Source organism: Mycobacterium paraintracellulare (assembly GCF_000276825.1).
In the GTDB taxonomy this organism is placed as follows: Bacteria; Actinomycetota; Actinomycetes; order Mycobacteriales; family Mycobacteriaceae; genus Mycobacterium; species Mycobacterium intracellulare.
Genome location: NC_016948.1, coordinates 4,806,313 through 4,823,958, shown reverse-complemented (window position 1 = coordinate 4,823,958; position 17,646 = coordinate 4,806,313). Strand labels below are relative to the sequence as shown.

The 17,646-nt window shown below is 70.6% G+C and carries 17 protein-coding genes; 11 read left to right on the top strand and 6 right to left on the bottom strand.

What is annotated here, in order from left to right:
* Positions 1-13: 13 nt before the first annotated feature.
* Positions 14-949, bottom strand: a complete 936-nt coding sequence (locus OCQ_RS22395; RefSeq protein ID WP_008261042.1) for an aldo/keto reductase — start codon at positions 947-949, stop codon at positions 14-16.
* An 85-nt stretch (positions 950-1,034) separates the two neighbouring features.
* Here OCQ_RS22395 and OCQ_RS22390 point away from each other — a divergent pair, with 85 nt between their 5' ends.
* Positions 1,035-1,577: a TetR/AcrR family transcriptional regulator gene (locus OCQ_RS22390; RefSeq protein ID WP_038537675.1), complete on the top strand. Its 543-nt coding sequence runs from the start codon at positions 1,035-1,037 to the stop codon at positions 1,575-1,577.
* 75 nt (positions 1,578-1,652) lie between these two features.
* On the opposite strand, the gene fadD8 is transcribed toward OCQ_RS22390, so the two are convergent.
* On the bottom strand, positions 1,653-3,254 hold the full coding sequence (gene fadD8, locus OCQ_RS22385) for a fatty-acid--CoA ligase FadD8 (RefSeq protein WP_014385846.1): 1,602 nt from the start codon (positions 3,252-3,254) through the stop codon (positions 1,653-1,655).
* Between the two features lie 77 nt (positions 3,255-3,331).
* Between fadD8 and OCQ_RS22380 the strand changes: the two genes are divergently transcribed.
* The 6 genes from OCQ_RS22380 (at position 3,332) to OCQ_RS22355 (ending at position 10,240) form a co-directional block, all read left to right on the top strand.
* Entirely contained in the window at positions 3,332-4,936 is a 1,605-nt protein-coding gene (locus OCQ_RS22380) for an amidohydrolase (RefSeq protein ID WP_014385845.1), read from the top strand.
* Positions 4,937-4,986: 50 nt separating this feature from the next.
* Positions 4,987-5,904, top strand: a complete 918-nt coding sequence (locus OCQ_RS22375) for an o-succinylbenzoate synthase (protein ID WP_373306604.1) — start codon at positions 4,987-4,989, stop codon at positions 5,902-5,904.
* Positions 5,901-6,686: an alpha/beta fold hydrolase gene (locus OCQ_RS22370; protein ID WP_009951861.1), complete on the top strand. Its 786-nt coding sequence runs from the start codon at positions 5,901-5,903 to the stop codon at positions 6,684-6,686. The genes OCQ_RS22375 and OCQ_RS22370 overlap by 4 nt, the downstream gene beginning before the upstream one ends.
* A 162-nt stretch (positions 6,687-6,848) precedes the next feature.
* Positions 6,849-8,498 carry a 2-succinyl-5-enolpyruvyl-6-hydroxy-3-cyclohexene-1-carboxylic-acid synthase gene (menD, locus tag OCQ_RS22365; RefSeq protein ID WP_041785228.1) on the top strand — a complete coding sequence of 550 codons (1,650 nt, stop codon included), beginning with the start codon at positions 6,849-6,851 and terminating at the stop codon, positions 8,496-8,498.
* Positions 8,499-8,509: 11 nt separating this feature from the next.
* Positions 8,510-9,034, top strand: a complete 525-nt coding sequence (locus tag OCQ_RS22360; RefSeq protein ID WP_036459733.1) for a DUF3592 domain-containing protein — start codon at positions 8,510-8,512, stop codon at positions 9,032-9,034.
* 51 nt (positions 9,035-9,085) lie between these two features.
* Positions 9,086-10,240, top strand: coding sequence for a glycosyltransferase family 4 protein (locus OCQ_RS22355; RefSeq protein ID WP_014385842.1), 1,155 nt, complete (start codon positions 9,086-9,088; stop codon positions 10,238-10,240).
* Between the two features lie 8 nt (positions 10,241-10,248).
* Here OCQ_RS22355 and OCQ_RS22350 read toward each other — a convergent pair whose 3' ends face one another.
* A complete protein-coding gene (locus OCQ_RS22350) occupies positions 10,249-11,073 on the bottom strand; it encodes an SDR family oxidoreductase (RefSeq protein WP_014712416.1) in 825 nt (274 codons plus the stop codon).
* A 55-nt stretch (positions 11,074-11,128) separates the two neighbouring features.
* Here OCQ_RS22350 and OCQ_RS22345 point away from each other — a divergent pair, with 55 nt between their 5' ends.
* Positions 11,129-11,821, top strand: coding sequence for a demethylmenaquinone methyltransferase (locus OCQ_RS22345; RefSeq protein WP_014712415.1), 693 nt, complete (start codon positions 11,129-11,131; stop codon positions 11,819-11,821).
* Positions 11,822-11,828: 7 nt separating this feature from the next.
* On the opposite strand, the gene OCQ_RS22340 is transcribed toward OCQ_RS22345, so the two are convergent.
* On the bottom strand, positions 11,829-12,242 hold the full coding sequence (locus tag OCQ_RS22340) for a DUF732 domain-containing protein (RefSeq protein ID WP_008261015.1): 414 nt from the start codon (positions 12,240-12,242) through the stop codon (positions 11,829-11,831).
* A 110-nt stretch (positions 12,243-12,352) separates the two neighbouring features.
* The gene (gene menJ, locus OCQ_RS22335) at positions 12,353-13,591 is read right to left on the bottom strand and encodes a menaquinone reductase (RefSeq protein ID WP_036459730.1); all 1,239 of its coding nucleotides are present in this window, start codon (positions 13,589-13,591) and stop codon (positions 12,353-12,355) included.
* A gap of 22 nt (positions 13,592-13,613) precedes the next feature.
* Here menJ and grcC1 point away from each other — a divergent pair, with 22 nt between their 5' ends.
* From grcC1 to OCQ_RS22320, 3 genes are all read left to right on the top strand, one after another.
* On the top strand, positions 13,614-14,630 hold the full coding sequence (gene grcC1, locus OCQ_RS22330) for a nonaprenyl/(2E,6E)-farnesyl/geranylgeranyl diphosphat synthase (RefSeq protein ID WP_008261013.1): 1,017 nt from the start codon (positions 13,614-13,616) through the stop codon (positions 14,628-14,630).
* Between the two features lie 96 nt (positions 14,631-14,726).
* The gene (gene htpX / locus OCQ_RS22325; RefSeq protein WP_008261012.1) at positions 14,727-15,590 is read left to right on the top strand and encodes a zinc metalloprotease HtpX; all 864 of its coding nucleotides are present in this window, start codon (positions 14,727-14,729) and stop codon (positions 15,588-15,590) included.
* Positions 15,591-15,672: 82 nt separating this feature from the next.
* Entirely contained in the window at positions 15,673-15,933 is a 261-nt protein-coding gene (locus OCQ_RS22320) for a helix-turn-helix transcriptional regulator (protein WP_008261010.1), read from the top strand.
* Positions 15,934-15,966: 33 nt separating this feature from the next.
* Here OCQ_RS22320 and OCQ_RS22315 read toward each other — a convergent pair whose 3' ends face one another.
* Positions 15,967-17,505 (bottom strand): SulP family inorganic anion transporter, encoded by a 1,539-nt coding sequence (locus OCQ_RS22315; RefSeq protein ID WP_008261008.1) that lies wholly within the window; start codon positions 17,503-17,505, stop codon positions 15,967-15,969.
* Between the last annotated feature and the right edge of the window lie 141 nt (positions 17,506-17,646).

Here is a 17,646-nt window from a genome sequence, read left to right as displayed (position 1 = left end):
CCTGACACACTAGTCAGCTCCGGGACGCCTCCCGGAAGGGCTCGGCGCCCTGCGCCCAGGGGTCGACGCCGGGTGTGGCGACCGCGTCGAGCCGGGCGATCGCCTCGGCGCTCAGCGTGACGTCGGCCGCGGCCATGTTCTCCTCGAGGTGGGCGATCGACCGGGTGCCCGGAATCAGCAACGTGTTCGGCGCATGCGCCAGGATCCAGGCCAACCCGACCCGGGCGCCGGAGACGCCCAGCTCGCCGGCGATGCCGGCCACCACCGGATCGTCGGCGACCTTCGGGAATCCGGGCAAGGCGGAGCCGAGCGGGAAGTACGGCACCCACGCGATGCCCTCGTCGACGCACAGCTCGAGCGCGGCTTCCTGGGAGCGGTCCAGCAGGCTGTAGGCGTTCTGCACACAGGCGATGCCGGCGGGCAGCGCCCGCCGCAGCACGTCGAGCGACACGCTGCTGAGCCCGATCGCGCCGATCTTGCCCTCGTCGCGCAGGGCGATCATCTCGGCCAGCTGGTCGTCGAGGTCGACGATCTGATCGCCCTCGGCGGCCATGCCGATGCCCGAGTCGAGCCGCCGCAGGTTCACCACCGGGACGCGGTCGAGGCCGAGCTGGCGCAGGTCGTCCTCGACGGCGGCGCGCAGCTCGGAGGGCCGTTGCGCTGGAGCCAGCGGGATGGGTTGCTCGCCGGTGTAGCGGGCGCCGACCTTGCTGACGATGACGAGGTCGTCCGGGTAGGGGGCCAGCGCCGCGCGGATCCGGCGGTTGACCTCGCCGGGACCGTAGAACGACGCGGTGTCGATGTGGTTGACGCCGAGGTCGATCGCGCGCCGCAGCACCGCCGCCGCGTCCTGCGGGGAGGTCTCGAACAGTTGCATGGCGCCGTAGCCCATGCGGGCGACGGGATGCGATCCGATGGTGCCGATGCCGCCGGGGTTGAGATCGGTCATGGTGCTCCCTTGATCGTGAGACACTGGAAAAATGCGGAGGGTCCTCCGCTTTCGTCAGCGTAGCAGAAACGGAGGTGCCTCCGCTTTGGTGGGAAGGTCGGATGCGCGCCGCAATCGCGAGCGGCTGCTGTTGGCGGCCACCGCGGCGTTCACCGAGCACGGCGCGGCGGCCTCGCTCGAGTCGATCGCCCGCGACGCGGGCGTCGGGATCGGCACGCTGTACCGCCATTTCCCCAATCGGGAGGCCCTCGTCGAGGCCATCTACCGGGCCGAGCTCGCCGAGGTGGCCGCGGCCGCCGAGCAGCTGCTCGGGCGGCATCCGCCCACGACGGCGCTGCGACGCTGGATGGACCGCTACGCGGGCTTCGTGGCCGCCAAGCGCGGCATGGCCGAGTCCCTGCAGGCGATCTTCGATTCTGGCGCAATGGAACCCAGCCAGACCCGCGACAGCATCGTCGGCGCCGTCGAGCTGCTGTTGCGGGCGGGCGCCGACGACGGCAGCCTGCGCGCCGACGTGCGCGCCGACGACGTGGTGTCCAGCCTCATCGGCATCTTTTTGGTCAGCGGTTCATCGGAGCAGACCGGCCGCATGCTCGACCTGCTGGTGGCCGGCGTCTCGGCGACCTGACCGAGCGCCCGGCCAGCCGGGCGCCGCGCCGCCAGCGCCCGGCGGGCCGGGCGCTCGGCGCAACCCGCGCAATGCTCAACCCACCGAGCGTTCGGCGCCCTCCCAGAACTGCGCGCGCACGGCCTTCTTGTCCGGCTTGCCCAGCCCGGTCAACGGCAGCGATTCGGCGATCACCACCCGCTTGGGTGACTGCACCGAGCCCTTGCGGTCCTTGACCGCGGCCTGGATCTCGGCGGTCATCTTCTCGATCGCGGCGTCGTCGCGGGGCGCGTCGGAGCGCAGCACCACCACTGCGGTGACGGCCTCGCCCCACTTCTCGTCCGGCGCGCCGACCACGCATACCTGGGCGATCGCCGGGTGCTCGGCGACGACGTCCTCGACCTCGCGGGGGAAGACGTTGAAGCCACCGGTGACGATCATGTCCTTGACCCGGTCGACGATGAAGTAGAAGCCGTCCTCGTCCTCGCGGGCCATGTCGCCGGTGTGCAACCAGCCGTCTTTGAAAGTCTTCGCCGTCTCGTCGGGCAAATTCCAGTACCCGCCGGCCAAAAGCGGTCCGCTGACACAGATTTCGCCGGGCTCGCCCTGGGGGACCGGCTTGCCGTCCTCGCCCAGCAGCGCCACCCGCGCGAACAGGGTCGGGCGCCCGCACGAGGTGAGCCGCTTCTCGTCGTGCTCGTTCTTGGCCAGGTAGGTGATGGCCATCGGCGCCTCGGACTGCCCGTAGTTCTGCGCGAAGATCTTGCCGAACCGGCGGATCGCCTCGGCCAGCCGAACCGGGTTGATCGCCGACGCGCCGTAATAGACGGTCTGCAGCGACGACAGGTCGCGGGTGTGCGAATCGGGGTGGTCCATCAGCGCGTACAGCATCGACGGCACCAGGAAGGTGGCCGTAATGCGTTTCTCCTCAATGGTTTTCAGCACATCTGCCGGGTCGAACTTGGGCAGCACGTGCATCTCGCCGCCCTTGATCAGGGTGGGCAGGAAATACGCCGCCCCCGCGTGCGAGAGCGGGGTGATCATCAAGAACCGCGGATCCTCCGGCCACTCCCACTCCGAGAGCTGGATCTGGGTCATCGACGAGATCGACTGCGCGGTGCCCATCACTCCCTTGGGCTTGCCGGTGGTGCCGCCGGTGTAGGTCAGGCCGATGACCTGATCCGGCGGCAGGTCCGCGGCGACCAGCGGCTGCGGGTCGTACTGGGCCGCCTCGGCCGCCAGGTCGACCGCGACACCGTTCAACGCCTCGGGCACCGGCCCGATGGTCAGGATCTGCTTGAGCCCCGGCACCTTCTCCAGCAGGGCCAGCGCGCGCTCGACGAACATCGGGTTGGGGTCGATGATCAGCGAGCTGATGCCGGCGTCGTTGAGCACGTACGCGTGGTCGTCCAGCGAGCCCAGCGGGTGCAGGGCGGTGCGCCGATAGCCGCGGGTCTGGCCGGCGCCGATAATCAGCAGCACCTCGGGGCGGTTGAGCGACAGCAGTCCGACCGCCACACCGGTGCCCGCGCCGAGCGCCTCGAACGCCTGGATGTACTGACTGATCCGCTCGGCCATCTGACCACCGGTCAGCGTGGTGTCGCCGAGGAACAGCACCGGCTTGTTCTTGTGGCGCTTGAGGGCGCCCACGAGCAGGTGGCCGTTGTGGGTCGGGTTGCGCAGCAGCTCGTCACTCATGTGGCAAGACTAGAACGTGTTGCAATTTGGGTCAGCCGCACCCTCGAAGACCCCACCGATCATTACCATCCCTATCCATGGGGCAGGCAGATCTCGTCGTGACCGGAACCATCCTGACCGTCGACGAGGCCCGGCCCACTGCCGAGGCGCTCGCCGTGGCCGACGGCCGGATCGTCGCCGTCGGGACTCGTGCCGAGGTCGCCGACGCGATCGGGCCCGACACCCAGACCGTCGACGTCGGTGACGGCTGCGTCATGCCGGGATTCGTTGAGGCCCATGGCCATCCGCTGATGGAGGCGGTCGCCCTGTCGGACCGCCTCGTCGACATCCGCCCGGTCACCATGCGCAGCGCCGACGACGTCGTCGCCGCGGTGCGTTCCGAGGTCGCGCGGCGCGGATCCGACGGCGCCTACCTCAACGGCTGGGATCCGCTGCTGCAGAACGGACTTCCGGAGCCGACGCTGGGCTGGCTCGACGGCATCGCGCCCGACACCCCGCTGGTGATCATGCACAATTCCGGGCACAAGGCGTACTTCAACTCGCGCGCCGCCCAGCTGCACGGCCTGAACCGCGACACCCCCGACCCCAAGGGCGCCAAGTACGGCCGCGACGCCGACGGCGAACTCGACGGCACCGCCGAGGAGACCGGGGCGGTGTTCCCGCTGCTGGGCGGGGTCATCGACTTCGCCGACTATCCGCGGATGCTGCTCGCCGAATGCGCCCGGCTCAACCGGGCCGGGCTGACCACCTGCTCGGAGATGGCCTTCGACCCCGGCTTTCGGCCGTTGGTGGAAGGGCTGCGCTCCCAGCTGACGGTCCGGCTGCGGACCTACGAGATCTCCAACCCGCAAATGTCCACCGACGCCACACCCGGGCAGGGCGACGACATCCTGCGCCAGGTCGGCATCAAGATCTGGGTCGACGGCTCGCCCTGGATCGGCAACATCGACCTCTCATTCCCGTACCTGGACACCGAGGCCACCCGCATCATCGGCGTCGCGCCCGGGTCCTGCGGCTGCGCCAACTACACGAAAGAGCAGCTGCACGAGATCGTCGGCGCCTACTTCCCGCTCGGCTGGCCGATGGCCTGCCACGTGCAGGGCGACGCGGGCGTCGACACCATCCTCGACGTCTACGAAGATGTCCTCAGGCGCCATCCGCGCGACGACCACCGGCTGCGGCTCGAACACGTCGGCGCCATCCGGCCCGAGCAGCTGCGGCGCGCCCACGACCTCGGCGTCACCTGCAGCATCTTCGTCGACCAGATCCACTACTGGGGCGACGTCATCGTCGACGGGCTGTTCGGCGAGGAGCGCGGAACCCGTTGGATGCCAGCGGGATCCGCGGTGGCCACCGGGATGCGGATCTCGCTGCACAACGATCCGCCGGTCACGCCCGAGGAGCCGCTGCGCAACATCAGCGTGGCGGTGACCCGCACGGCGCCCAGCGGCCGGGTGCTCGGACCCGAGGAGCGGCTGACGGTCGAGCAGGCGATCCGCGCCCAGACCATCGACGCCGCCTGGCAGCTGTTCTCCGACGACGTGATCGGCTCGCTGGAGGTCGGCAAGTACGCCGATCTCGTGGTGCTCTCGGCAGACCCGCGCACCGTGTCCCCCGAGCGGATCGCCGACCTCGACGTGCGGGCGACCTATCTGGCGGGCCGCCAGGTCTACAGCGCGTGACGCCGCCCCTCGAGGACCTGCTGGACCGCCTGCACGTGGTGGCGCTGCCCATGCGGGTGCGGTTCCGCGGCATCACCACCCGCGAGGTCGCGCTGATCGAGGGCCCGGCCGGCTGGGGGGAGTTCGGGGCTTTCGTCGAATACGAGCCGCCCGAGGCCGCGCACTGGCTGGCCTGCGGCATCGAGGCCGCCTACCGGCAGCCGCCGCCGGTCCGCCGGGACCGCATCCCGATCAACGCCACGGTGCCGGCCGTGCCCGCCGCCCAGGTGGGCGAGGTCCTGGCCCGCTTTCCCGGCGCGGGGACGGCCAAGGTGAAGGTCGCCGAGCCCGGCCAGACGCTGGCCGACGACGTCGCCCGGGTCAATGCGGTGCGCGACCTGGTGCCGACCGTGCGGGTGGACGCCAACGGCGGCTGGAGCGTCGAGCAGGCGGTCGAGGCGGCCGCGGCGTTGACCGCCGACGGCCCGCTGGAGTACCTCGAACAACCCTGCGCGACGGTCGGCGAACTCGCCGAGCTGCGGCACCGCGTCGACGTGCCGATCGCCGCCGACGAAAGCATCCGCAAGGCCGAGGACCCGCTGGCCGTGGTCCGCGCCGGGGCGGCCGACATCGCGGTGCTCAAAGTCGCCCCGCTGGGCGGTATTTCGGCCATGCTCGCCATTGCCGACCAGATCGACATCCCCGTCGTGGTCTCCAGCGCGCTGGACTCGGCGGTCGGGATCGGCACCGGGCTGACCGCGGCGGCGGCACTGCCGCGGCTTCGGCACGCCTGCGGGCTGGGCACCGGCGGGCTGTTCGTGGACGACGTGGCCGAGACCGCCCCGCCCGTCGACGGGCACCTGGCCGTGGGGCCGGTGACGCCGGATCCGGCGCGGCTGGCCGCGCTGGCGGCACCACCCGAGCGTCGGCAGTGGTGGATCGACCGGGTCAAGGCGTGCCATCGGTTGCTTGTACCGTCGTCCGGGTGATCAACCTGGCTTACGACGACCGCGGCTCCGGTGAGCCCGTGGTCTTTATCGCCGGCCACGGCGGCGCCGGACGGACCTGGCACCCCTATCAAGTCCCCGCGTTCCTGGCGGCCGGATACCGCGTCATCACCTTCGACAATCGCGGGATCGGCGCCACGGAGAACGCCGACGGCTTCTCGACGCAAACGATGGTCGCCGACACCGTGGCGCTGATCGAGGGGCTGAACGCCGCCCCCGCCCGCATCGTCGGAATGTCGATGGGCGCCTTCATCACCCAGGAACTCATGCTCGCCCGGCCGGATCTGGTCAGCGCGGCGGTCCTGATGGGCACCCGCGGCCGCATGGACCGTGCGCGGCAGTTCTTCCGCGACGCCGAGGCTGAGCTGGCCGACGCCGGCGTCACGCTGCCGGCCGCCTACGAGGCGAAAATCCGCCTGCTGGAAAACTTTTCCCGCAAGACGCTCAACGACGACACCGCGGTCGCCGACTGGATCGCGATGTTTTCCACCTGGCCGGTCAAGCCCACCCCGGGCATGCGCGCCCAGCTGGACGTCGCGCCCTACACCAGCCGGTTGTCGGCGTACCGCAGCATCGCGACGCCGGTGCTGGTGATCGGCTTCTCCGACGACGTCCTGACGCCGCCGTATCTGGGCCGGGAGGTCGCCGACGCGCTGCCCAACGGCCGCTACATGCAGATCCCCGACACCGGGCACCTCGGGTTCTTCGAGCGGCCCGACGCCGTCAACGCCGCCATGCTCAAGTTCTTCGCCGAGCCGCGATAGGCGCCCGGCCGAGCCGCGCTAGGTTCCCGGCCGAGCCGACGTAGGCGCCCTCGCCGAGCCGAGGTAGGCGCCGAGTGTCGACTTGTGGGGCGAAATCGCGGCGATTTGCCCCAACAACTCCACGCTCGACGTGTGCTAAGCGGGCTGTGACACCCTGTAGGAGTGAACCCCTCGACGACCCAGGCTCGCGTGGTCGTTGACGAGCTGATTCGCGGCGGCGTCCGCGACGTGGTGTTGTGCCCGGGTTCGCGGAACGCGCCGCTCGCCTTCGCGCTGCAGGACGCCGACCGGTCGGGCCGGATCCGGCTGCACGTCCGCATCGACGAACGCACCGCCGGCTACCTGGCCATCGGCCTGGCGATCGCAGCCGGCGCGCCGGTGTGCGTCGCCATGACGTCCGGCACGGCCGTGGCCAACCTGGGCCCGGCCGTGGTGGAGGCCAACTACGCGCGGGTGCCGCTGATCGTGCTGTCGGCCAACCGGCCCTACGAACTCCTGGGCACCGGGGCCAACCAGACGATGGAGCAGCTGGGCTACTTCGGCACCCAGGTCCGGGCCACCATCAGCCTGGGCCTCGCCGAGGACGCCCCCGAGCGGCTGGACGCGCACAACGCCACCTGGCGCTCGGCCACCTGCCGGGTGCTGGCGGCCGCCACCGGATCGCGCACCGCCAACGCGGGACCCGTCCAGTTCGACATCCCGCTGCGCGAACCGCTGGTGCCGGATCCCGAACCCCGCGGCGCGGTGCTCCCGCCGGGCCGCCCGGGCGGCCGGCCATGGACCTACACCCCGCCGGTCACCTTCGACCAGCCGCTGGAGATCGACCTGACGCCCGACACGGTCGTCATCGCCGGCCACGGCGCCGGCACCCATCCCGCCCTCGCCCAGCTGCCCACCGTGGCCGAACCGACCGCGCCCGCCCCCGAAAACCCGCTGCACCCCCTGGCGCTGCCGTTGCTGCGGCCCAAGCAGGTGATCATGCTCGGCCGCCCGACCCTGCACCGCCCGGTGTCGGCGCTGCTGGCCGACCCCAAGGTGCCGGTGTTCGCGCTGACCACCGGCCCCCGCTGGCCCGACGTCTCGGGAAACTCGCAGGCCACCGGCACGCGGGCGGTCACCACCGGGGCGCCGAACCCGGCGTGGCTGCACCGGTGCGCCGAGACGAACCGGCACGCGAACGACGCGGTGCGGGGCCAGCTCGCGGCGCACCCGCTGACCACCGGTTTGCACGTCGCGGCGGCGGTGGCCGACGCGCTGCGGCCCGGCGACCAGCTGGTGCTCGGGGCGTCCAACCCGGTCCGCGACGCGGCGCTGGTCGGCCTGGACACCCACGGCATCCGGGTGCGCTCCAACCGCGGGGTAGCCGGGATCGACGGCACCGTGTCCACCGCGATCGGGGCGGCACTCGCCCACGAACGCGTGGGCGACCCGGACAACCCGGCGCGGACCGTCGCGCTGATCGGCGATCTGACCTTCGTGCACGACAGCTCCGGGCTGCTGATCGGCCCCACCGAACCCACCCCGCGCCGCCTGACCATCGTGGTCTCCAACGACAACGGCGGCGGCATCTTCGAACTGCTCGAGCAGGGCGACCCCCGGTTCTCCGACGTGTCGTCGCGGATCTTCGGAACCCCGCACGACGTCGACGTGGGGGCGCTGTGCCGCGCGTATCACGTGGAGAGCCGCCAGATCGAGGTCGACGAATTGCACGCCGCCCTCGACGATCCCGGCCCCGGGATGCGGGTGCTGGAAGTCAAGGCAGATCGCTCCTCGTTGCGGCAGCTGCACGCCGCCATCAAGGCGGCGCTGTGAGGCACGCATAGATGGCGAGATCCCCAAAGGTTCTGCTGCACTTACTGATTCACGGACGCAGCGACGAACCTCCGAAAACGCCTGCCAGGGTCGCGTTGCGATGGGCCCGGATCGCGGTGCTGATCGTCGCCGGCCTGGTCACGCTGCAGTCGGTGCTGCTGGTGGCCGGCGCGTGGCGCAACGACCTTGCGATCACCCACAACATGGGCGTCGCGCAGGCGGAGGTGCTCAGCGCCGGGCCGCGCCGCTCCACCATCGAATTCGTCACCCCGGAGCGGGTCACCTACCGCCCCGAACTCGGGGTGCTCTACCCGTCCCACCTGGCCACCGGGATGCGAATCTACGTCGAGTACAACAAGAACGACCCGAACCTGGTCCGCGTGCAGCACCGCAACGCGGGGCTGGCGATCATCCCGGCGGGGTCCATCGCGGTGGTGGCCTGGCTCGGGGCGGCGGCGCTGCTGGTGGCGCTGGCGCTGCTGGACAAGTGGCTGGACCGCCGCGCCGAAACCGCCGAACCTGCAAATTTCGCGTGACGGACGCCCGTTGGCAACCTTGTCGACAGGCGGCGCTGAGACGGTGATGGGGTGCGCGTTGCCATCGTCGCGGAATCTTTCCTGCCGGAAGTCAACGGTGTCAGCAACTCGGTGATCCGGGTGCTCGAGCACCTGCGCCGCACCGGCCACGAGGCCCTCGTCATCGCCCCCGACACGCCACCCGGCGAACCGCCGGCGGAGCGCATTCACGACGGCATCCGCGTGCACCGGGTGCCCGCACGAATGTTCCCGAAGGTGACCACGCTGCCGCTCGGCGTGCCGACGCCCCGGCTGGTGAGCGTCCTGCGCGGATTCGACCCGCACGTCGTGCATTTGGCGTCGCCGGCGCTGCTGGGGTATGGCGGGGTGCGCGCGGCGCGGTGGTTGGGGGTGCCGACGGTCGCGGTGTATCAGACCGACGTCCCGGGTTTCGCGGCCAGCTACGGCATCCCGATGACGGCACGGGCCGCGTGGGCCTGGTTCCGGCACCTGCACGGCCTCGCCGACCGCACGCTGGCGCCGTCCACGGTGACGATGGAAGCGCTTGTCGCCCACCGTTTTCCACGGGTGCACCGGTGGGCGCGCGGCGTCGACGTGCTGCGGTTCGCGCCGTCGGCGCGCGACGAGGCGCTGCGGCGGAGGTGGTCACCGCACGGCAAGCCCATCGTCGGGTTCGTGGGCCGGCTCGCGCCGGAAAAACACGTCGAGCGGCTCGCCGGGCTGGCCGCCGGCGGCGCGGTGCAGCTCGTCATCGTGGGTGACGGCGTCGACCGCGACAAACTGCAATCGGCAATGCCGACAGCGGTTTTCACGGGTGCGCTCTACGGCGACGAGCTCGCCGCGGCGTACGCCAGCATGGACGTGTTCGTGCACCCCGGTGAGCACGAGACGTTTTGTCAGGTCGTGCAGGAAGCGCTGGCGTCGGGGTTGCCGGTCATAGCCCCCGACGCCGGCGGCCCACGTGACCTCGTCACCCCGTGGCGTACCGGTCTGCTGTTGGGGGTCAACGAGTTCGAGGCCCGGCTGCCCGAGGCCGTCGCGCACCTGCTCGCCGAACGGGCGCGCTACGCGCCGGCCGCACGGCGCAGCGTCGTCGGCCGCAGCTGGTCGGTGATCTGCGACGAGCTGCTCGGCCACTACGAGGCGGTGCTGTCGCCGTTCGAGCGGCGCCGGCTGTCCGCCAGGCGGTACGCGCAGGGGGAGTGACGGCGCGATCAGCCCTGCGCCAACTCGGCGACGGGCTGCCATTCCTCCCAGGTGCGGAGCCGGCTCTCGTAGTCGGCCTTGGCCGTCTCCAGCGGGGACGAGCCGAAGAACACTCGCAGCGGCGGCTTTTCGGCGTCGACCACCTTCAGTAGCGCGGCCGCCGAGGCGGACGGGTCGCCCGGGCTGGCCCACCGCCGGCTGCGTTCGGCCTCGACGGCCGCGCGGAGGTCGTCGTAGGCCGGCAGCCGCTCGGCGTGCCTGGCCGAGGCGCCGGCCCAGTCGGTGTCGAAGCCGCCCGGCTCGATCAGCGTGACGTGCACACCGAACTGGGCGACCTCCTGGGCCAGCGCCTGGGAAAAGCCTTCCAGCGCCCATTTCGACGCGTGGTAGATGCCGACCAACGGGAACGCGGTGATGCCCCCGATCGAGGACACCTGGATGATGTGGCCGCTGCCCTGCTCGCGCAGGTACGGCAGCGCGGCCTGGGTGATCCACAGTGCGCCAAACACATTGGTCTCGATCTGGTCGCGGGCGTCTCGCTCGGAGAGTTCCTCGACGAACCCGAACTGCCCGTAGCCGGCGTTGTTCACCACGATGTCGAGGCGGTCGAAGTGATCGTGCGCCCGCTTGACGGCCGCGAAGTCCGCGGCGCGGTCGGTCACGTCCAACTGGATCGGCAACAGCGCGTCGCCGTGCTTGCGCACCAGATCGTCCAGCGACGCCGTATCGCGCGCGGTGGCGGCGACCCTGTCGCCCCGCTCGAGTGCCGCGATCGCCCACGCCCGTCCGAAACCGCGCGATGTACCGGTGATGAACCACACTTTGTCAGTCACGCAGAGTTGCAACGCTGCTGTCGCCGCGGAATTCCCTGGGGGTACCGTCCGTGTGGTGAGCCGCGCCGAGTTGGACAAGGACCCCCGCGACGTCGCGTCGATGTTCGACGGCGTCGCCCGGCGCTATGACCTGACCAACACCGTGCTCTCGATGGGCCAGGACCGCCACTGGCGCAAGGCCACCCGGGCGGCGCTGGAGATCGGGCCGGGCCAGCGGGTGCTGGACCTCGCCGCGGGCACCGCGGTATCGACCGTCGAGCTGAAGAAATCCGGGGCGTGGTGTGTGGCCGCCGATTTCTCGGTGGGCATGCTGGCGGCGGGGGCGGCGCGCCACGTGCCGAAGGTTGCCGGCGACGCCACCAGGCTGCCGTTCGCCGACGACGTATTCGATGCCGTCACAATCAGTTTCGGGCTACGCAACGTCGTCGACACCCAGGCCGCGCTGCGCGAGATGGCGCGCGTCACCCGCCCGGGCGGCCGATTGGTGGTGTGCGAGTTCTCCACCCCCACCAACGGCCTGTTCGCCACCGTCTACAAGGAGTACCTGATGCGCGCGCTGCCGCGGGTGGCGCGCGCGGTGTCCAGCAACCCCGAGGCCTACGTGTACCTGGCGGAGTCGATCCGGGCGTGGCCCGATCAGGAGGGGTTGGCGCAGCAGCTCACCCAGGCCGGCTGGGTGGGAGTGCGGTGGCGCAACCTGACGGGTGGCATCGTCGCCCTACACGCCGGGCACCTGCCCCCGCGCTGAGACGGACTTAGTGGTTGCCGGCCGCTTGGACGACGTCGATGTGCTCCGGGCAGTAGTGGTCGACCGCCGCGCCCAGGAACTGCAGCGACTGGCCCTCGGTGGTGCCGCGCGGCAGGTTGCGCTGGATGAACGTCGCGGACTGGTGGGCGTCGTGGTCGACGCCGTGGTCGATCCGGTCGCAGGTGATCTTGCCCAGCCAGGCCAGTTGGTCCTGCGGCTGGTAGATGCCGAACCCGTTGACCGTGTTCTTGAACGGCGCGTCGTAGTCGCTGGGCGGCGACGGCGTCCGCGGGGTCGGGTACGGCGCCGTCGGCGGCGGGTCCGCCTGGGCGGGCGCGGAGAGCGGCGCCGGCGCGGCCAGCGCGAAAGCAGCAACAGCAGCGGCAGCGGCACCGATAGTAGCCAGCATCGTTCCCTTCATTAGCTGGACTATACACGCCCGGTTCCGGCCGCGCCGACAAACGGCGGGCGCCGATCGTGCGTCCCGGCAGGGTCGCCGCGCCCTCCGACCAGCGGCGATGCGGCCGCGGCTCAGCTGAACGGGGTGCGGCGGTCGATCAGCCGGGACAGCCGGCCACCGCCCCGCCAGGCGCGCGCGACCCAGTCCGCGTCCTCGTCGGTGACCAGGTTGGCCATCACCCGCACGGCGATGGTCATCAGCGTCGTCGAGCGCATCGCGATCGGCCCGGTCGCGGGCAGGAATCGCTGAAAGGTCAGTAGCAGCGCCAGCCGGCGCGCCACCGAGAAGCCGCGACCGTAGTGCTCCCGCAGCAGCGACGGCCACGCCTGCGACAGGTCGCGGCCGTCCAGCAACTCGGCGGCCAGCCGGCCCGTCTCCAGCCCGTAGTCGATGCCTTCGCCGTTGAGCGGGTTCACGCACGCCGCGGCGTCGCCGATCAGCATCCAGTTGGGCCCGGCGACCCCGGACACCGCGCCGCCCATCGGCAGCAGCGCCGACGACACCGCCCGGGGCGGGCCGACAAAGCCCCACTCGTCGCGGCGCAGGTCGGTGTAGTGGTCGATCAGCGGCCGCAGCGCCAGCTCGGCGGGTCGTTTCGATGTCGACAGCGCCCCGACGCCGATGTTCACCTCGCCGTTGCCGAGCGGAAAAATCCAGCCGTAGCCGGGCAGCACTGTGTCCTTGGAGCCGTCGGGTCCGCGTAGCTCGAGATGCGAGGTCAGCCAGGGGTCGTCGGCGCGCGGCGTGCTCAGGTACCCGCGGGCCGCCACGCCGTACACCGTCTCCTGGTGCCAGCGCCGGCCCAGCTTGCGCCCCAGCGACGAACGGGCGCCGTCGGCCACGATCAACTGCCGGCACCCGACTTCGGTGCCGTCGGCCAAGGTCAACGATGTCACCCGTCCCGATGAGTCATGTTGCACGCCAACGGCTTTGGTGCCCAGCAGCATCCGCGCTCCGGAATCCTCGGCGACTTTGCGGATCCGGTCGTCCAGCTCGACGCGGGCCACCGCGCTGCCGGTCGACGGGAAGGACGGGCCGGGCCAGTCCACCTCCACCTCGCCGCCGAACCCGCTCATCCGCAGCCCGCGGTGCCGGATGCGGGCGTCCAGCCAGTCCCCGAGCCCCAGGCGTTCGCACTCGGCGACCGCGCGCGGGGTCAGCCCGTCACCGCAGGCCTTGTCGCGGGGGAAGCTCGCCGAATCGATAACCAGGACCTCGCGGCCTGCGCGCGCGGCCCACGCCGCCGCCGCCGAACCGGCGGGTCCGGCGCCCACCACCACCACGTGGGCTCGGGTCGCTCCCGTGTTCATGCACACCAGTATGTTTGGTCCCGTGAATACTCCGGCGACGGTGGTGGCGGGCGTTGATCTCGGCGACGCGGCCTTCGCGGCGACGGTGCGCGACGGTGTCGGGCGGATCGAGCAGCTCATGGACACCGAACTGCGCAGCGCCGACGAGATCATGACCGAGTCGCTGACCCACCTGTTCAAGGCCGGCGGCAAGCGGTTCCGGCCGCTGTTCACCGTGCTGTCGGCGCAGCTGGGGCCCAATCCCGACGCCGCGGACGTGACGATCGCCGGCGCCGTGATCGAGCTGGTGCACCTGGCCACGCTGTATCACGACGACGTGATGGACGAGGCCGAGGTGCGCCGCGGCACGCCCACCGCCAACGTGCGCTGGGGCAACAACGTCGCGATCCTGGCTGGGGACTATCTGTTCGCCACCGCCTCGCGGCTGGTGTCCCGGCTGGGGCCCGAGGCGGTGCGGCTGATCGCCGAGACATTCGCCCAGCTGGTGACCGGGCAGATGCGCGAGACCCGCGGCCTGACGGGGGCGGCCGAGGGGGCGGACCCGATCGAGCACTACCTGAAGGTGGTCTACGAGAAGACCGCGTGCCTGATCGCCGCGGCGGGCCGCTTCGGCGCGATGTTCTCGGGCGCCGACGCCGACCAGGTGGAGCGGCTGAGCCGCCTCGGCGGCATCGTGGGCACCGCCTTCCAGATCTCCGACGACATCATCGACATCGACAGCGACTCCCGCGAGTCCGGCAAGCTGCCCGGCACCGACGTGCGCGAGGGCGTGCACACCTTGCCGATGGTCTACGCGCTGCGCGAACCCGGCCCCGACGCGGCGCGGCTGCGCGAGCTGCTGGTCGGGCCCATCGACGACGACGAGACGGTGGCCGAGGCGCTGGCGCTGCTGCGGGCGTCGGAGGGCATGGCCAAGGCCAAGCGGTCGCTGCAGGATTATGCGGCGCAGGCACACCAGGAGCTGGCGCTGCTGCCCGACGTGCCCGGCCGGCACGCGCTGCAGACGCTGGTCGACTACACCATCAGCCGGCACGGCTAGCGCGTCACGGAACTCCTTCGGCCGTCTCGGGCGTTCAATAGTCGACAATGAACGAGTGTTCCGGAGTGTGCTCCGGAATGTCCTAGGAGGACACCGATGACCTGGCATCCGCATGCCAACAGGTTCAAGACGTTTGCCCTCTTGGTCGGCATGTCCGCGTTGATCGTGTTTGTGGGCTCGTTGTTCGGCAAGACCGCGATGTTTCTCGCGGTGCTGTTCGCCATCGGCATGAACGTCTACACCTACTACAACAGCGACAAGCTGGCGCTGCGGGCGATGCATGCGCAGCCGGTTTCCGAGCTCCAGGCGCCGGCGATGTACCGGATCGTCCGGGAGCTGGCCACCGCCGCGCACCAGCCGATGCCCCGGCTGTACATCAGCGACACCAACGCGCCCAACGCGTTCGCGACCGGCCGCAATCCGCGCAACGCCGCGGTGTGTTGCACCACCGGCATTTTGGGCATCCTCACCGAACGCGAGCTGCGCGCCGTGCTGGGACACGAGCTGTCGCATGTCTACAACCGCGACATCCTGATCTCCTGCATCGCCGGTGCGATGGCGTCGGTGATCACCGCGTTGGCCAACATGGCGATGTTCGCCGGCATGTTCGGCGGCAACAGCCGCGACGGCGAGAATCCCTTTGCGCTGCTGCTGGTTTCGTTGCTCGGCCCGATCGCGGCGACGGTCGTGCGCCTCGCGGTGTCCCGGTCGCGGGAATACCAGGCGGACGAATCGGGCGCGGTGTTGACCGGGGACCCGCTGGCCCTGGCGTCGGCCCTGCGCAAGATCTCCGGTGGGGTCCAGGCGGCCCCGCTCCCGCCCGAGCCCCAGCTGGCCAGCCAGGCACACCTGATGATCGCCAGCCCATTTCGAGCCGGCGAGCGGATCGGGTCGCTCTTCTCGACGCACCCGCCGATCGAGGACCGCATCCGCCGCCTCGAGCAGATGGCCGGGCGGTAGGAAACGGCGGTAAAACGCCGCGTGCACACCGGCCGAACCGCACGTAACATCGGAGTTAGCTGTAGTCCTAGGCTTTCCATTGATGGAAGCGGTGATGGCGATGTCGCACTCTGACTCGATCGATATTCACGAAGCCGGGCTGGCGCTGAATCTGCCCGATTTGGTCTTCGAGACCCGTGCCGGTGCCGGGATGAACCAGGAACAACTGGCGCACGCACTGGGCACCACCCGCGAGGCCGTGGCCGCGTGGGAGAGCGGGGACGAGGTGCCGCGCGTCGACGTGCTGCAGCGCCTGGCGCAGGTGTGCGGCAAGCGGCTGCACATCAGGATCGACGTCGACTGAGCGCGCGGCGCGCTATAAGCGCGGGGCGCGCAATTACGCTGCGGCCCCGGGCGCCTGGGCCTCGACCAGCGGTTCGTCCGCGGCGCGGTGACCCGTCTCCATCACACCCCGGATTTCGACGGTCCCGCCTGTCGCCTCGTGCTGCCGCTGCCAGTCGGTAATCGTTTGGTGCGCAGCGTGATCGAGGTAATGGACCGAGATCGCCACCGTCACCGTCGCGCCCCGCGGAACCGACGTCAGCATCCGCGTCAGCCTCGGGAGCGCCAGGAAGGTGCAGGCCGCGCCCTCGATCGTCACCCGCCATTCGTCGCCAACCGGCTCCGCCTCGATCTTGGCCCGGATCACTCGCCATCCGGTCAGCGCGATGGCCAGTGCGAGGCCGATCAGCACGCCGTGCAGCAGATTGAGGAAGATGACGCTGACGGCGGTCACCACGTACACGGCGAGATCGCCGTGCTTCATTGCGGTTTCGATGTGCGCCGGCTTGAGCAGCTGGACGCCGATGACGATCAGCAGACCGGCCAGCGCGGCGGTGGGGATCTGCTCGACCAGTCCGGCGAACGGAATGGTGAACAGCAGGATCCAGACGCCGTGCATGATCGCCGACGCCCGGGATTTGGCGCCCGCGTTGACATTTGTGGAGCTGCGGACGATGACCCCGGTGATCGGCAGCCCGCCGACGGTCCCCGAGATGATGTTGGCGGCGCCCTGTCCCACCAGCTCCCGGTTGAAGTCGGTGCGTGGCCCGTTGTGCATCCGGTCGACCGACACCGCCGACAGCAGGCTCTCGACGCTGGCAATGAGCGCGACGGTGATCACCCCGACGGTGAACGCGCCCCAGTTGCCGTGGGGAAGGTCGGGCAGCCTCAGCGCGTCCAGCGGTGACCCCTCGAGGTCGATCCGGCGCACGTGAAATCCGAAGACGACCGAGAGCGCGGTGACCGCCACGATCGCGACCAGGGGACCCGGTACCCGGCGAGCCTTGGCGGGCACCCACCGCCAGGCGACCATGATGACGATCACCAGGACGCCCAGGATGACCCCCGGCCGGTGCGCACCGACGACCTGCCCGGGCAGGCCGATCAGGTTGTGCCAGGCGGTGCTCTTGGATTTTCCGCCCAGCAACACGTGCGCCTGCTGCAGGGCGATCGTGATGCCGATGCCGGCCAGCATGGCGTGCACGACGACCGGTGAAATCGCCAGGGCGGCGCGCGCCACGCGGCTCAGCCCCAACAGCACCTGCAGGGTCCCGGCGGCGACGGTGATCAAACACGTGATGCCCCAACCGAACTCGGAAACCAGCCCGGCGACGATGACGGTCAGCCCGGCCGCGGGGCCGCTGACTTGCAGCGGGGAGCCCCCCACGCTGCCGACGACGATGCCCCCGACGATCGCGGCGATCAGGCCGGCGAGCACCGGGGCGCCCGAGGCGATCGCGATTCCCAGCGACAGGGGGAGCGCGACCAAAAAGACCACCAGCGAGGAGGGCAGGTCGTGCCGGATGATGCCGCGCAGCCGGTCGGCGCGTGACGCGGTGGGGAGCCGATCGCCCGCCCGTTCAATGTCTTGCATCGGTCACGTCCCTCGTTGGGAGTTTGCGGGGGATGTTCCGATATCCGCCCTTCTTGCGGCCAGTTACATCTTCGTAACGGGTTGGCGTGCAGCGGATTACATCCGGACGACGAGCAGGATCGCAACCGGAAAATCACTGAC

Coding starts and splice junctions, on each gene's coding strand:
- OCQ_RS22380 (WP_014385845.1), top strand. CDS start 3,332: ATGGGGCAGGCAGATCTCGTCGTGACCGGAACCATCCTGACCGTCGAC.
- OCQ_RS22375 (WP_373306604.1), top strand. CDS start 4,987: ATGCGGGTGCGGTTCCGCGGCATCACCACCCGCGAGGTCGCGCTGATC.
- OCQ_RS22320 (WP_008261010.1), top strand. CDS start 15,673: ATGGAAGCGGTGATGGCGATGTCGCACTCTGACTCGATCGATATTCAC.
- fadD8 (WP_014385846.1), bottom strand. CDS start 3,254: ATGAGTGACGAGCTGCTGCGCAACCCGACCCACAACGGCCACCTGCTC.
- htpX (WP_008261012.1), top strand. CDS start 14,727: ATGACCTGGCATCCGCATGCCAACAGGTTCAAGACGTTTGCCCTCTTG.
- menJ (WP_036459730.1), bottom strand. CDS start 13,591: ATGAACACGGGAGCGACCCGAGCCCACGTGGTGGTGGTGGGCGCCGGA.
- OCQ_RS22340 (WP_008261015.1), bottom strand. CDS start 12,242: ATGAAGGGAACGATGCTGGCTACTATCGGTGCCGCTGCCGCTGCTGTT.
- OCQ_RS22395 (WP_008261042.1), bottom strand. CDS start 949: ATGACCGATCTCAACCCCGGCGGCATCGGCACCATCGGATCGCATCCC.
- OCQ_RS22315 (WP_008261008.1), bottom strand. CDS start 17,505: ATGCAAGACATTGAACGGGCGGGCGATCGGCTCCCCACCGCGTCACGC.
- OCQ_RS22360 (WP_036459733.1), top strand. CDS start 8,510: ATGGCGAGATCCCCAAAGGTTCTGCTGCACTTACTGATTCACGGACGC.